Here is a 14174-nt window from a genome sequence, read left to right on the forward strand (position 1 = left end):
TAATATATATGAGTGCACTAACCAGTTTATTGGAAAAAGTAGAAAACGCTAAAGAACTTGACTTTGGTGATATTTTTAGTAGGTCTATAGAGCTGTTTAAAAAAGTATGGCTTCAGGGATTGGTCATATTGTTGTTAACCATGGCAATGATGATACCATTTTACATTATTATGTACTTACCGCTAATTGCCGTGGGGGTTTTTGACCCAGATACTTTGCAGCAGGGGGGTGAACCTAATTTGGCAATTCTCGTGCCTTTTTATTTGCTCATGATTGTGTTCACGTTTTTTGCGGTAATAATAAGTTTTGCCCTAAAATCTGCTTTTTATAGGATTTGTAAGTTTAAAGATTTTAATGAGGCTTCAAAAGACGATTATTTTTATTTTTTCAAAAAACCGTATTTGGGCAAAACCATAAAATTGGCTTCAATGACATTCGGAATTACCTTGATTGCGACTTTATTGTGCATTTTTCCAGTTATTTACGTGGTTGTGCCGGTGGCATTGATGAATGTTATTTATGCCTTCAATCCTGAAATTTCTGCATCCGATGTTGTAAATATTGGTTTTAAATTGGGCAACAAAAAATGGTTAATAACCTTTGGTTTGATGATTGTAGCTGGATTTTTGGCTCAAATTGTTGGAATGATTATGTGTTTTGTTGGGGTTTTTGTAACAGCGGCTTTTGGTTATTTGCCTGCCTATTTTATATACAAAGATGTTATAGGGTTTGATGAACAAAATCTTATCGACGAAATTGGAGCAGCAGTTGAATAAAATTTTGGTCTTACCTAAAAGGCCTGTTTTTATTAGCTTAAAAGCAGGTTTTTTTATTTAATTAATGTACAGATAATCCTTAAAATGTTATAGATAAACTTTTTTTGATATACATTTGTAGCACCAAAAAGTGAAGTATGGCGAAGAATTTAGTGATTGTAGAGTCACCAGCAAAAGCAAAAACCATTGAAAAATTTCTTGGAAAAGATTATAAGGTAGAATCAAGTTTTGGACATATTGCCGATTTGCCTTCCAAAGAATTAGGGGTTGATGTTGATGGTGATTTCGAACCCAAATATGAAGTTTCAAAAGATAAAAAAGCGGTAGTAAAAAAATTAAAGGATTTAGCCAAAAAAGCCGAAACCGTATGGCTGGCAAGTGATGAGGACCGAGAAGGAGAGGCGATAGCTTGGCATTTGGCAGAAACCTTAAAACTTGATAAGGCCAAAACAAAACGTATTGTTTTTCATGAAATAACCAAATCGGCCATTCAGAAAGCCATTGAAAATCCAAGGGGTATTGATTACGATTTGGTAGATGCACAGCAAGCACGCCGTGTATTAGATAGAATTGTTGGCTATGAGCTATCCCCAGTTTTATGGCGAAAAGTCAAAGGAGGCTTATCAGCTGGTCGTGTTCAGTCGGTTTCTGTGCGCTTGATTGTTGAAAAGGAAAGGGAAATTGAGGGTTTTACTCCTGAAGCATCGTACAGAATTGATGCCGAGTTTTCGAATGAAGATGGGCAAACCTTTAAAGCAAAACTTTCAAAGAATTTTTCAACTAAACAAGAAGCGCAAAAATTTCTAGAGCAAAATGCTTCTGCTACTTTTAAGGTTTCAGATTTACAAAAGAAACCAGCTAAAAAATCACCGGCAGCGCCATTTACAACGTCAACCCTTCAGCAAGAAGCGTCTCGTAAACTATATTTTTCTGTAAGTAAAACCATGACTATGGCGCAACGGCTTTATGAAGCTGGTTTGATTACGTATATGAGAACGGATAGTGTTAACCTTTCTGATGAGGCGAGAAAAGGAGCTGAGGCTGAAATTAAAAATGCATTCGGAGCAAATTATAGTAAACCACGAAATTATACAGGCAAGGCAAAAGGGGCACAAGAAGCACACGAAGCCATTCGTCCAACAAGTTTTGCAACAAATTCCGTGGATATTGATAGAGACCAAGCGCGTTTGTACGATTTAATTTGGAAACGGGCCATAGCATCGCAAATGAGCGAGGCTGAATTCGAACGAACAAATGTTAAGATTGAGGCTTCAACCCATGATGAAACATTTACGGCAAATGGAGAGGTAATTACTTTTGATGGATTTTTAAAAGTTTATCTGGAAGGTACTGATGATGAAGATATTGAGCAAGATGGTATGTTGCCAGCGATGAAGGTTAATGAAACCCTGCTTAACAATTATATCACAGCTACAGAACGATATACACGTCCCCCATCAAGATATACCGAGGCTTCTTTGGTTAAAAAGTTGGAAGAATTGGGTATTGGGCGTCCGTCAACATATGCGCCAACTATTTCAACCATCCAAAACAGAAATTATGTTGAAAAGGGAACTGTTGAAGGTGTAGAGCGTAAATATTCCCAACTTACTTTAAAAAATGGTGTTGTTAAGGATAAAATGCTTATTGAAAAAGTAGGCTCAGATAAAGGAAAGTTGGTGCCTACTGATATAGGTATAATTGTAACCGACTTTTTGGTAAACCATTTTGATGCCATTTTAGATTATAATTTCACCGCAAAAGTCGAAGAAGATTTTGATGATATAGCTGAGGGCAAGGAAGATTGGACAAAAATGATGAAATCTTTTTATAGCAATTTCCACCCTGTAGTAGAAGACGTAAAGGAAAATGCTGATAGAGAATCTGGCGAGCGCATTTTGGGAACCGATCCAAAAACGGGAAAACAGGTCAGTGTGCGTTTAGGACGTTTTGGGCCAATGGTACAAATTGGTACGGTGGACGACGAAGAAAAACCGCAATTTGCAAGCTTAAGCCCAGATCAGCAATTAAATACTATCACTTACGAGGAAGCCATGGATTTGTTCAAGCTGCCAAAATCTTTAGGGGAATATAAAGGTAAAGAAGTGGAAGTAAACAATGGCCGTTTTGGACCGTATGTAAAATACGGTGATAGTTTTGTATCACTTCCAAACGGTACGGATCCATTGAGTGTGGAGTTGGATGATGCTATTGTTCTGATTAAGGAAAAGCAAAAAGCCGATGCGCCTATTTATATTTATAAAGACTTGCCGGTACAAAAAGGTAAGGGACGTTTCGGACCATTTATAAAATGGAATAACATTTTCATCAACGTCAATAAAAATTATGATTGGGATAATTTGTCAGATGCTGATATTGTTGAGTTGATTGAAGATAAAATTCAAAAGGAAAAAGATAAAGTCATCCACAATTGGAAAAATGAAGGCATTCGTGTTGAAAAAGCACGTTGGGGTAGGCATAATGTAATTAAAGGCAAGGTGAAGGTTGAATTGGCCAAAACTGTTGACGTGTCAGAAATGACTTTAGAAGAAGCCAAAGGTATTATTGAGGCTAAGGCGCCAAAGAAGAAAACTGCTAAAAGAAAAGGGCCGACCCAAAAGAAGACAGTATCAAAAAAGAAATAACAGCCCATGAACTTTAATTTTCTCTCACCCGTTTCAGATTTGGTTCTCGCCCATAATGAGCTACTATCTGCACAAGCACTAGGAAGAAAACTTAAAATTCATTCAGCCCAACAGGGCATACCAGATTTAGATGATGTTAATATTGCCATTTTTGGGGTGTTGGAAAACAGAAATGATGTCAATTACATCGGTGAAGAATTTCACTTGAATGAAATCCGTAAATCGTTCTACAGCCTTTTTCCCGGAAGTTGGAACACTACAATAGCCGATTTGGGTGACATAAATAGGGGCGAAAGTGTTGAAGATACCTATTTTGCCTTAAAAGAGGCCATAAGCATCCTGATAAAAAAAAATATCATTCCTATTATTTTGGGAGGGTCGCAAGACCTTACACATGCCAATTATCGAGCCTATGATGCTTTGATTCCTATGGTGAATATTGTCAATGTAGATGCCCAATTTAACTTGGGCGACTCCACAAAACCTATAAAAAACAACAGTTTTGTGGGTAAGATTATTTTAGAGAAGCCTTATAATCTGTTCAATTATGCCAATATTGGCTACCAAACCTATTTTAATTCGCAAGAAGAAATAGATTTGATGGACAGTTTATATTTTGAATCCTATAGGTTAGGGCAAGTTTCAAAAGATATTACTATTGTTGAACCTGTTTTAAGGGATGCCAATATTGTAAGTATAGATTTAGGCTGTGTGAAAGGTTCCGAAGTAAGTCTAAATCAAAAATCTTCGCCAAACGGTTTGGATGGCAAGGAAATTTGTGCCATTGCTCGCTATGCTGGTATAAGTAATAAAGTCACTTCTTTTGGGATTTATGAATATAAACCTTCAAAAGATGATGAAATGACTGCCATGCTTATTTCTCAGGTACTTTGGTATTTTATTGAAGGCGTTAATTACAGGATAAAGGACGATGATTTCTCTGATGATAGAAACTATCAAAAATTTATCTGTATGGTAGATGACCAAGAATTGGTGTTCTACAAAAGCAATAAAACAGGAAGATGGTGGATCGAGATACCTTTTTTGGCAGAAGTCAATAATAAATTAAAAAGCCACACGTTATTACCATGCATGCATCAAGATTATCTTGATGCATGCAATAATATGGTTCCAGACCGCTGGTACAAAGCGTTTCAGAAGAATAGTGTATAATAGACCAAGTATAGGTAAACAGTCAATTTTATCGGTGAAATGCTATTTTTTTACGATGAAACGTTATTTTTTTAGATAAAAAGTTGTTTTTTAAAAAATATATAAATATGTTTACGCTCTCAAAATTGAAGCATGAATAATTAACCTCGAGTTTTCTATGGATATGAAGAAGTTTATATTATTAACCGCAGTATTAGCAATACTAACAAGTTGTGGCTCTAAAGATAGAGGCGAGCTAGTAGGTGTTAAAGGAAAGAAGTGGCACCCTGAAAAGCCTTATGGAATGGAACTTATTCCTGGGGGCGCTTTTATAATGGGTAAAGCGGATGATGACCTTGCCGGTGTGCAGGATGCCCCATCAAAAACAGTAACAGTAAGAGCCTTTTACATGGACGCTACCGAAATTACAAATAGCGAGTATCGTCAATTCGTTAATTGGGTAAGAGATTCTATTGTTAGAATGAAATTGGCTATCTTGGCAGACGAGGTTGGTAAAGTTCCAGAGGATGGTGGTATTGGCGAGTATGCATTTAAAGATGCAGATACAGCTAACATGTCCGTTTACGAAAAATATATGTTCGAAAATTATACTGGATTAGGTCCAACAGGCTATGAAGGTAGAAAAATCAATAAAGATATTGATTTGATTTTCGATACATCTGAATATCCAGATGAATATTACACAGAGGTTATGGATACCATGTATCTGCCTATGGAGGAATCTTATAACGGACAACGTACTTGGGACGTAACTAAATTTAAGTTTCAGTACAATTACATGGACATCCAGGAAGCAGCTAGAAATAGAGGCATAAAAAGAAAAGATTTAATCATAAAAGAAGAAGTTGAAGTATATCCTGACACAACTGTTTGGATTAGAGATTTCGCATATTCTTACAATGAGCCAATGCACAACGACTATTTTTGGCATGATGCTTACAGTGAATATCCAGTTGTTGGTGTAACTTGGAAACAAGCCAAAGCCTTCTGTGAGTGGAGAACCATTAATAAAAACTCCTATCAAAAATCTAAAAAAGGCGCAACTTTGGTAAATACTTTCAGATTACCTTCTGAGGCAGAATGGGAGTATGCGGCCAGAGGTGGCCTGCAAGCAGCAACGTACCCTTGGGGCGGACCTTACACAAAAAGTGATTTAGGTTGTTTTATGGCAAACTTTAAACCTGTTAGAGGTGATTATGCTGCAGACCAAGCTTTATATACTGTAGAAGCAAAATCATATGAGCCTAATGATTACAATTTGTATAACATGGCTGGAAACGTATCAGAATGGGTGGATGAATCTTACGATCCATCATCTTACCAATATACATCAACATTTAATCCAAGTGTTAATGATGAAAATAACCAACGTAAAATTGTAAGAGGGGGCTCTTGGAAAGACGTAGCATACTTTTTGCAAGTAAGCTCAAGAGATTACGAGTATGCTGATACAGCAAGAAGTTATATAGGTTTCAGAACCGTTCAAGATTATATGGGGACACAAGTAACAAAGAACGGAAAATAATTTAGATTCAATCAATTTTTTAAACACTATTAATAATTAACCTACTTAAGTAAAAAACCTACTTAAAATTAAAACCGAAAATTATGGCAAAGTCAAAAGCAAACAAGAAGTTCATGAATATGGCTTACGGATTAGGAGCGTCAATTGTAATCGTTGGTGCACTATTCAAAATTATTCATTTCGAAATTGGATTTTTAACTGGTAACGTTATGTTAACCATTGGTCTTATAACCGAGGCAATTATATTCGCATTATCAGCTTTCGAGGCTGTTGACGATGATTTAGATTGGTCTTTGGTATATCCAGAATTGGCTGGGGGACAATCATCAGGTAAGAAAGAAAATCCGCAAGGATTATTATCTAAAAAATTAGATGAACTCTTAAAAGAAGCCAAGATTGATGGCGAATTAATCGCTAGTTTAGGTGAAAGCATCAAAAACTTTGAGGGTGCTGCTAAAAATATGTCAACTACTGTAGATTCAATTGAAGCTACCAAAAAATATGGCGAAGAATTGTCATTGGCTGCTGCTCAAATGGAGTCTTTAAACAGCCTTTACAAAGTTCAATTAGAGAGCATTAACAAGCAAGCTGTTATTAACGAAGAGTCTGTTGAGAATGCTGCTAAACTTAAAGAGCAAATGCAATCATTGGCGTCTAACTTATCTTCATTGAATGGCGTATACGGTGGTATGTTGTCTGCTATGACTAAAAATTAATTAGGGGTTAATCCTAAATTTATTAACCAAAAACCTAGTTAAACATGGCAGCAGGAAATTTATCACCCAGACAGAAAATGATTAATCTGATGTATTTAATCTTCATTGCGATGCTAGCATTAAATATGTCGAAAGAAGTGCTTTCAGCCTTCGGATTAATGAACGAAAAGCTTACAGAATCTAATGAAGCCACTACGTTGCGTAATGATAACTTCATGGCAAATTTAGAGCAAAAAGCTTCAGATCAACCAGACAAATATGTGCCTTTAAAATCTAAAGCAGATCAAATTGATGCCTTGGCAAAAAAGTTTGATTCTTATTTAGAAGACTTAAAAGGAAAAATGACAGCCAAACTTGATGACCCGACAGATTATGAAATCATGGATAAGGGCGACTATCTTGATGAAAACTTTTTCAAGGGAGACAAGCTTAAACCAGACGGGCAAGAGTTTTTAAACCAAATCAACTCGTTTAGAGATGGTGTTGTTAATTTATTGAAAGACGAAAAAGGTATGGAGAGCATTGTTAAAGATGTTCAAGAAAAATTCAGTACCGAACAAGAAATTAACAGAGATGGTATAAAAATAGACTGGTTAGAATACCACTATAAAGGTTTTCCTTTAGTAGCATCTTTAACAAAAATGACACAATTGCAAGCTGATATCAAAACAACTGAATCAGAAGTGTTGTCAAACATGTTACAAGGAACACTTACAAGTGAGGTATCTATGACAAATTATACAACTTTAATGGAAACTTCAAAATCAGCTTACTTTAATGGTGAGCAGTTTGATGGTCAAATTGTACTAGGACGTAAAGATGCTACTACAAAACCAAGTAGAGTGGAATTAAAATTGGACGGAAGACCACTTGCTGAAAATCAATATTCTATTGAAGATGGTAAAGTTAAATTGAAAATTGGTACGGGTAGTGTTGGTGAACACAAAATAGAGGGAAACTTATTTTTTGGTGAAGGCGGAGAAGAAATTCCTGTGCCTGTAAGCTCATCTTTCGCAACCGTTGCAAAACCAAATGCAGCTACTATTTCGGCTGATAAGATGAATGTTGTATATCGAGGTGTTAAAAACCCAATGACTATTTCATTTGCAGGTATTCCAGATAACAAAGTACGAGCTTCAGCCCAAGGTTTGAGTTCACTTGGAGGAAGCAGATATGTTATGGATGCTACGTTAATTAAAGGTAGAGAAGTAACAATCAATGTAACTGGTACCTTGCCAGATGGCAAACCTGTTAGTGATAATGCAAAATTCAGAATTAAAGATTTACCAAAACCAACAGGTACTGTTAGAGGTGAAGATGGTGCAATTAAAATGCAACGTAATAGCTTAGAGATTTCCACTATTGGTGCTAAGTTCGATGATTTTGATTTTGAATTACCATTAAACGTTACTGGATTTAAATTTAAAGTTGCAGGACAGCCAACAATTAACGTTAACGGCAGTAAGCTAGATGCTAGAGCAAAGCAAGCGTTAAGCAGAGCAAAACGTGGATCTGATGTTCAAATATTTGATATCGAAGCAAAAGCCAGTGGCGTAAGTGTGATACTTAAAAAGGTATCTCCTGTATTTGTTGAGCTTACAAATTAAAATGATACTATTTGGGATAAGCCTTGGCTCATCCCAAATAATTATAATGTAAAACAATAATAAGATGAATATAAAAAGTTTTTTATTAACCGTTGTTACCGCTTTTACGGCTACAAGTATGTTTGCACAAGCCAATATACTTAATGCAAAAAGCCCTGAGGAAATTGGTGTAAGAACTGAAGCCCAAAAAGCTGTTGACAATGATAAACCACTGGAATATGGTTATGTTGATGATAGAGATATTTTGTTTTCTAAGATGGTTTGGGAAAGAATCGTTCTTGACGAACGTGCAAACTTCCCATTGTACTATCCTATAGATACCAACAATATCGGTAGCGATAGACGGTCTTTATATGATGTACTTATGAAGAACATCAAAAACGGTAGAATAGAAAATATTTATGATGATTCTTATTTTACCACAAAAAGAACCTTAAAAGATATTGAAGGTGCGTTAACTATGATTGATACCACAGAATTAGGTATTGAGCAGATTAATGCTGGAGAAGAATTAGATCCTCAATATATCATTAGAAGAGATATTACAGCAGCCGACATTATGGAGTACCGTATTAGAGGACTTTGGTATTTTGATAAGCGCCAATCTGAAATGAAATACAGATTATTAGGAATTGCTCCTGTAGCTCCAGATGTTAACTTTATTGATACAGATACGCCTGACCTAGTTGAATTATTTTGGGTGTTTTTCCCAGATGCTAGAGAAGTGTTGCACGAGGCTAAATCCTTTAATAACAAAAATAGCTCCATGCCATTTTCGTTTGACCATGTGTTGAATGCAAGACGTTTTCAGGCTTATATCTACAAAGAGGAAAACGTACAGCAAGACAGAAAAATATCTGAGTATATTTCAGATAATGCTTTAATGCAACTTCTTGAATCTGAAAGGATTAAAAACAAAATCAGAGATTTTGAACTTGATATGTGGACGTACTAATTCGGCCATAATTAATTTAAATAATACAACGCTCACTTAAAAGTGGGCGTTTTTGTTTTTGTTCCATTCCCACGGATGCAGAAATTTATTTTCTGATTATATTGCGCGTAATTATGAATGTAGACTATATCATTGTTGGCATTGGAATAGCCGGAATTAGCTTTTGTGAGCAATTAAAGGCAAATGGAAAAACTTTTATAGTATTCGACGATGCTTCGCAACAGTCTTCTGCGGTTGCAGGTGGTCTATACAATCCTGTGGTATTAAAACGTTTTACGTCAGTTTGGAAAAGTGAGGAGCAACTTAATTTGGCATTGCCCCTTTATGCGAAAATTGAAAAAGAGTTAAATGTAAAATTGGACTATAAAATGCCGGTTTACAGAAGATTTAACTCATTGGAAGAACAAAATGATTGGTTTGCCACTTCAGATAAACCGTTACTTTCTAAATACCTTTCAACAAATATTTTAAAAAACAATAATGAGGCTATAGATGCGCCATTTGGTTTTGGTGAAGTTTTAAATACGGGCAGAATTGATGTGAAAACCATGATTGAAGCTTATAAAACGGATTTGTTGGAAAAGCGGATATTGTTTCAAGAACCCTTTGAATATAATGTTTTAACAACTGAAAGAAATATTGTTGTATATAAGGATATCCAAGCAAAGCATATTGTTTTTGCTGAAGGTTATGGCGTTTTAAAAAACCCATATTTCAAAAATTCACCTCTTGTTCCGGCAAAGGGCGAACTTTTGACCATTCATGCCCCAAGTCTAAAAATTGATTTTGTGCTAAAGGCAGGCGTGTTTTTAATTCCTTTGAATGACGATTTATATATAGTTGGAGCCACTTATGAATGGAAAGATTTAAGCCAAGAGATATCCATAAAGGCAAAAACGGAGATGTTGTCCAAATTAAAAAAACTGATAAAATGTGATTTTGAGGTTGTTAATCAATTGGCTGGCATTAGGCCAACAGTAAAGGATAGAAGACCTTTGGTTGGGCAAAATGAACGTCATAAAAATATGTATGTACTAAATGGCCTGGGAACTCGGGGCGTTATGATTGGCCCATATGCTGCAAAACAACTCTATAATTTTATTGAACACAACATTTATTTGGACGAAGAAATTGATATTAGACGGTTTGAAAATAGATAAAGCCTGTATTCTCAGAAAAGTTGGCAGAACATTGGGTTATTTTTTCTTGGGAAGTGATTTGTCGTAACTCATAAAAAAGTTAATCCATATATTTCTGGAAAGACGCATGATGATAGGCATAAAAACTACCAGAGTGCCAATAATTGAAATAAATATAGAATTTCTACCGGCATTAAAAACCAAGAAGCTTATAACAAAAGCCGCTACAGCAAAGGCAATACCCACCGCATAACTTACATACATGGCGCCATAAAAAAATGAAGGTTCTATTTTATATTTTGTGCCGCAGTTGCTACATTTTTCATTCATGCTTAAAGCCTCAGAAAGTATATAAGGGTTTTTGTTGGTGTACATAGATTCTTCATGGCATTTTGGGCATTTGCCTGTAAATATGCCGTATAATTTTGTTCCTTTTTTAAACATATAATTTAATGTATTTTTGCAACCTGAATTTCAGGCAAAAGTAAGATTTAATGATGTTGGGTCTGTGATAAAAGTTACATTTCTATGATGAATATTCATAACTTATCGATTTCATTTCAAGGGGAATACCTCTTTGAGGATATTACTTTTAAACTAGGAAATGGAGATAGGGTTGGGCTTATCGGCAAAAATGGTGCTGGCAAATCTACTATGCTCAAAATTTTATCTAGAGAAATGGAACCTGATACTGGGCAAATCGCTACAGATAAAGAACTTAAAATAGGTTTTTTAAAGCAGGATATAGATTTTGTTTTTGGTAGAACTGTTTTGGAGGAATCTTATGAGGCTTTTACCGAAATAAAAGAATTGGAAACCAAAATGGAGACTGTAAATATCCAAATGGTAGAGCGTACCGATTATGAAAGTGAGGGCTATCATCAACTTATGGTCGATATTAATGAGTTGCAGCACCAATATGAAATTTTAGGAGGGTACAATTATCAGGGCGACACCGAAAAAATACTTCAAGGTTTAGGTTTTAAGCGTGAAGATTTCAACAAATTGACTGATACGTTTTCTGGCGGTTGGCGCATGCGCATTGAGTTGGCCAAATTGCTTCTTCAAAATAACGACATTTTATTGCTGGATGAGCCAACAAACCACTTGGATATAGAATCCATTATTTGGTTGGAAGGCTTTTTAAAAAATTATGCGGGTGCGGTTGTAATCGTGTCTCACGATAAAATGTTTTTGGACAATGTAACCAACAGAACAATTGAAATTTCTTTAGGTAGGATTTATGATTACCCCAAACCTTACTCCAAATATTTGGTACTGCGCGAAGAAATAAGAGCTCAGCAATTGGCATCCCAAAGAAACCAGCAGAAACAAATTGAGCATACCGAAAAATTAATTGAAAAATTCCGTGCCAAGGCTTCGAAGGCAACAATGGCGCAGTCTCTCATCAAAAAGCTTGATAAGATTGATAGGATTGAGGTCGATGAAGATGATAACAGTGTCATGACTTTAAATTTTCCCATTTCAGTCACTCCCGGAAAAGTGGTAGTTGAAGCGGAAGATATTTCCAAAAGCTATGGTGATAACCAGGTTTTAAAACACATTAACCTAATGGTTGAACGTGATAGCAAGACGGCTTTTGTTGGGCAAAACGGACAAGGTAAATCTACTTTGGCCAAAATCATTGTTGGTGAAATAAAGCACCAAGGACATTTAAAGTTGGGGCATAATGTGCAAATTGGGTATTTTGCCCAAAATCAGGCTGAATATTTAGATGGCAAGAAAACCGTTTTAGACACCATGATTGATGCCGCCAATGAAACCAACAGAAGTAAAGTTCGAGATATTTTAGGTTCGTTTTTGTTTCGTGGTGATGAGGTTGAAAAATATGTAAGCGTACTTTCAGGTGGCGAGCGAAACAGATTGGCATTGGCCAAACTCATGCTGCAGCCATTTAATGTCCTAATTATGGATGAGCCCACGAACCACTTGGATATCAAATCTAAAAATGTTTTAAAAGAGGCCTTAAAGCGATTTGGCGGCACGTTGATTTTGGTATCGCACGACCGTGATTTTCTTCAAGGGCTAACAAATGTTGTTTATGAATTTAAAGACCATAAGCTTAAAGAATATTTGGGAGATATTGATTACTATTTGGAACAACGTAAAGTAGATAGTTTACGGGAGGTTGAAAAGCGTACAGTACAAAAGGAAAAGCCAAAGGAAAAAAAGCAGCAATCATACGAAGACCAAAAAAAGCTAAAGTCTTTAAATAATAAGCTCAGTAATATTGAGGCCAAAATAAATGAATTGGAGCGAGATATTAAGGCTATTGATTTGGAGTTGGAGATTAATTACGAAGAAGTAACTTCAAAACCCAACTTCTTTGGTGATTACCAAAAAAAGAAAGCAGATTTGCAGGATTGTATGCAAAAATGGGAAGATATCCAGCTTAAAATTGAGGCATTTGAGGCCTAGTTTTTTAAGTTTATTTTAACTGATATACAGAACTATTTAGGTATTTTTGATTTCTGACCATCAAAATTGCCAGCATGCGTAAAATTATACTTTCCGTATTAGGAATTTTACTAATTGTCTTTTCCTTTCTTTTCGCTAAAAGACTCATTGCCAATAAAAATAAACCGAAGCCTGTAAAGGAAAAAGTGGTTAAAACCGTTTTTACCGATACGGTTGAAAATGGTACAATAAAAATTGTAATTCCCGCAAATGGAAGTTTGGTTGCCAAACGAAGAGTAGAGTTATATTCTGAAGTTCAAGGTGTTTTTAAGCCATCAGCAAAACTTTTTAAACCTGGGCAGAAATACAATAAAGGTGAGGCTTTGATTCGTATGGATGCCTCTGAGCATTATGCCAATGTGCAATCAGCAAAAAGTAAATTATATAATACTATAGCAGCCATAATGCCCGATTTACGTTTGGATTTTCCTGATGTTTATCCAAAATGGCAAAACTATCTTAATGGGTTTGATTTAAACAAATCTACCCCTGAACTGCCAAAAATTACCTCCGAAAAGGAAAACTATTTTATCACTGGTCGTAATATAGTTACAGATTACTACGATGTTAAAAACTTAGAACAACGTTTGTCAAAATACACCATAGCCGCTCCGTTTTCTGGTGTTTTAACCGAGGCCTTGGTTACCGAAGGTTCCTTGATAAGAAACGGACAAAAGCTTGGTGAATTTATTGACCCCTCGGTTTACGAAATGGAAGTTGCATTAAGTAAAGATTATGCAAACTTGCTCAGGGTTGGCGAGTCTGTGAGTTTAAACAATCTAAACAATACAGAGCAATATACGGGTACTGTATCTCGCGTTAATGGTAGTATTGATACTAATACGCAAACCATTACTGCTTTTATTGAGGTTAAAGATGATAATTTGAAAGAAGGGCTTTATTTAGAGGCCAATTTGGATGCCAAAGAAGAGAAAAATGCCATTCAGATAGACAGAAACTTGCTTTTGGAAAGCCAACAGATTTTTGTTGTTCGAGATAGCCTATTGGATGTTGTTGATGTTAAGCCTATTTATTTTTCCGAAACCAAAGTGGTTTTAAAAAATGTGCCGGATGGTACCGTCATTTTGAAAAAATCGGTGCCTGGAGCTTATGCTGGAATGCTCGTGAAACCTTTTGAAACATCAACAAAATAGGACGCT

The 14174-nt window shown here is 35.7% G+C and carries 11 protein-coding genes; 10 read left to right on the forward strand and 1 reads right to left on the reverse strand.

From position 1 onward, the window contains the following. Positions 1–8 precede the first annotated feature (8 nt). The 8 genes from ACB104_RS14500 (at position 9) to ACB104_RS14535 (ending at position 10557) form a co-directional block, all read left to right on the forward strand. On the forward strand, positions 9–776 hold the full coding sequence (locus ACB104_RS14500; protein ID WP_370479869.1) for a hypothetical protein: 768 nt from the start codon (positions 9–11) through the stop codon (positions 774–776). A gap of 137 nt (positions 777–913) precedes the next feature. Continuing rightward, positions 914–3421: a type I DNA topoisomerase gene (topA, locus tag ACB104_RS14505; protein ID WP_370479870.1), complete on the forward strand. Its 2508-nt coding sequence runs from the start codon at positions 914–916 to the stop codon at positions 3419–3421. Positions 3422–3427: 6 nt separating this feature from the next. Then, positions 3428–4594, forward strand: a complete 1167-nt coding sequence (locus tag ACB104_RS14510; protein WP_370479872.1) for a formimidoylglutamase — start codon at positions 3428–3430, stop codon at positions 4592–4594. A gap of 163 nt (positions 4595–4757) precedes the next feature. Continuing rightward, positions 4758–6119: a T9SS ring complex lipoprotein PorK/GldK gene (porK, locus tag ACB104_RS14515; RefSeq protein WP_370479873.1), complete on the forward strand. Its 1362-nt coding sequence runs from the start codon at positions 4758–4760 to the stop codon at positions 6117–6119. 83 nt (positions 6120–6202) lie between these two features. Further along, positions 6203–6835 (forward strand): type IX secretion system motor protein PorL/GldL, encoded by a 633-nt coding sequence (gene porL / locus ACB104_RS14520; protein ID WP_370479875.1) that lies wholly within the window; start codon positions 6203–6205, stop codon positions 6833–6835. Between the two features lie 44 nt (positions 6836–6879). Next, complete coding sequence (gene porM / locus ACB104_RS14525; RefSeq protein WP_370479877.1) at positions 6880–8442, forward strand: type IX secretion system motor protein PorM/GldM; 1563 nt, start codon at positions 6880–6882, stop codon at positions 8440–8442. A 64-nt stretch (positions 8443–8506) separates the two neighbouring features. Then, positions 8507–9397, forward strand: a complete 891-nt coding sequence (gene porN / locus ACB104_RS14530; protein ID WP_370479878.1) for a type IX secretion system ring subunit PorN/GldN — start codon at positions 8507–8509, stop codon at positions 9395–9397. Between the two features lie 113 nt (positions 9398–9510). Next, complete coding sequence (locus tag ACB104_RS14535; RefSeq protein WP_370479880.1) at positions 9511–10557, forward strand: NAD(P)/FAD-dependent oxidoreductase; 1047 nt, start codon at positions 9511–9513, stop codon at positions 10555–10557. Positions 10558–10593: 36 nt separating this feature from the next. Here ACB104_RS14535 and ACB104_RS14540 read toward each other — a convergent pair whose 3' ends face one another. Beyond that, entirely contained in the window at positions 10594–10980 is a 387-nt protein-coding gene (locus ACB104_RS14540; RefSeq protein ID WP_370479882.1) for a DUF983 domain-containing protein, read from the reverse strand. Between the two features lie 84 nt (positions 10981–11064). Here ACB104_RS14540 and ACB104_RS14545 point away from each other — a divergent pair, with 84 nt between their 5' ends. Together ACB104_RS14545 and ACB104_RS14550 are read left to right on the forward strand one after the other, a co-directional pair. Then, positions 11065–12975 (forward strand): ABC-F family ATP-binding cassette domain-containing protein, encoded by a 1911-nt coding sequence (locus ACB104_RS14545; RefSeq protein WP_370479884.1) that lies wholly within the window; start codon positions 11065–11067, stop codon positions 12973–12975. Positions 12976–13049: 74 nt separating this feature from the next. Then, entirely contained in the window at positions 13050–14168 is a 1119-nt protein-coding gene (locus ACB104_RS14550; RefSeq protein ID WP_370479886.1) for an efflux RND transporter periplasmic adaptor subunit, read from the forward strand. Positions 14169–14174 lie beyond the last annotated feature (6 nt).

Source organism: Tamlana flava (assembly GCF_041287255.1).
Lineage (GTDB): Bacteria > Bacteroidota > Bacteroidia > Flavobacteriales > Flavobacteriaceae > Tamlana > Tamlana flava.

Excerpts from the sequence above, each read along its gene's own strand:
- ACB104_RS14500 (WP_370479869.1), top strand. The coding sequence starts at position 9 with ATGAGTGCACTAACCAGTTTATTGGAAAAAGTAGAAAACGCTAAAGAA.
- topA (WP_370479870.1), top strand. The coding sequence starts at position 914 with ATGGCGAAGAATTTAGTGATTGTAGAGTCACCAGCAAAAGCAAAAACC.
- ACB104_RS14510 (WP_370479872.1), top strand. The coding sequence starts at position 3,428 with ATGAACTTTAATTTTCTCTCACCCGTTTCAGATTTGGTTCTCGCCCAT.
- porK (WP_370479873.1), top strand. The coding sequence starts at position 4,758 with ATGAAGAAGTTTATATTATTAACCGCAGTATTAGCAATACTAACAAGT.
- porL (WP_370479875.1), top strand. The coding sequence starts at position 6,203 with ATGGCAAAGTCAAAAGCAAACAAGAAGTTCATGAATATGGCTTACGGA.
- porM (WP_370479877.1), top strand. The coding sequence starts at position 6,880 with ATGGCAGCAGGAAATTTATCACCCAGACAGAAAATGATTAATCTGATG.
- porN (WP_370479878.1), top strand. The coding sequence starts at position 8,507 with ATGAATATAAAAAGTTTTTTATTAACCGTTGTTACCGCTTTTACGGCT.
- ACB104_RS14535 (WP_370479880.1), top strand. The coding sequence starts at position 9,511 with ATGAATGTAGACTATATCATTGTTGGCATTGGAATAGCCGGAATTAGC.
- ACB104_RS14540 (WP_370479882.1), bottom strand. The coding sequence starts at position 10,980 with ATGTTTAAAAAAGGAACAAAATTATACGGCATATTTACAGGCAAATGC.
- ACB104_RS14545 (WP_370479884.1), top strand. The coding sequence starts at position 11,065 with ATGATGAATATTCATAACTTATCGATTTCATTTCAAGGGGAATACCTC.
- ACB104_RS14550 (WP_370479886.1), top strand. The coding sequence starts at position 13,050 with ATGCGTAAAATTATACTTTCCGTATTAGGAATTTTACTAATTGTCTTT.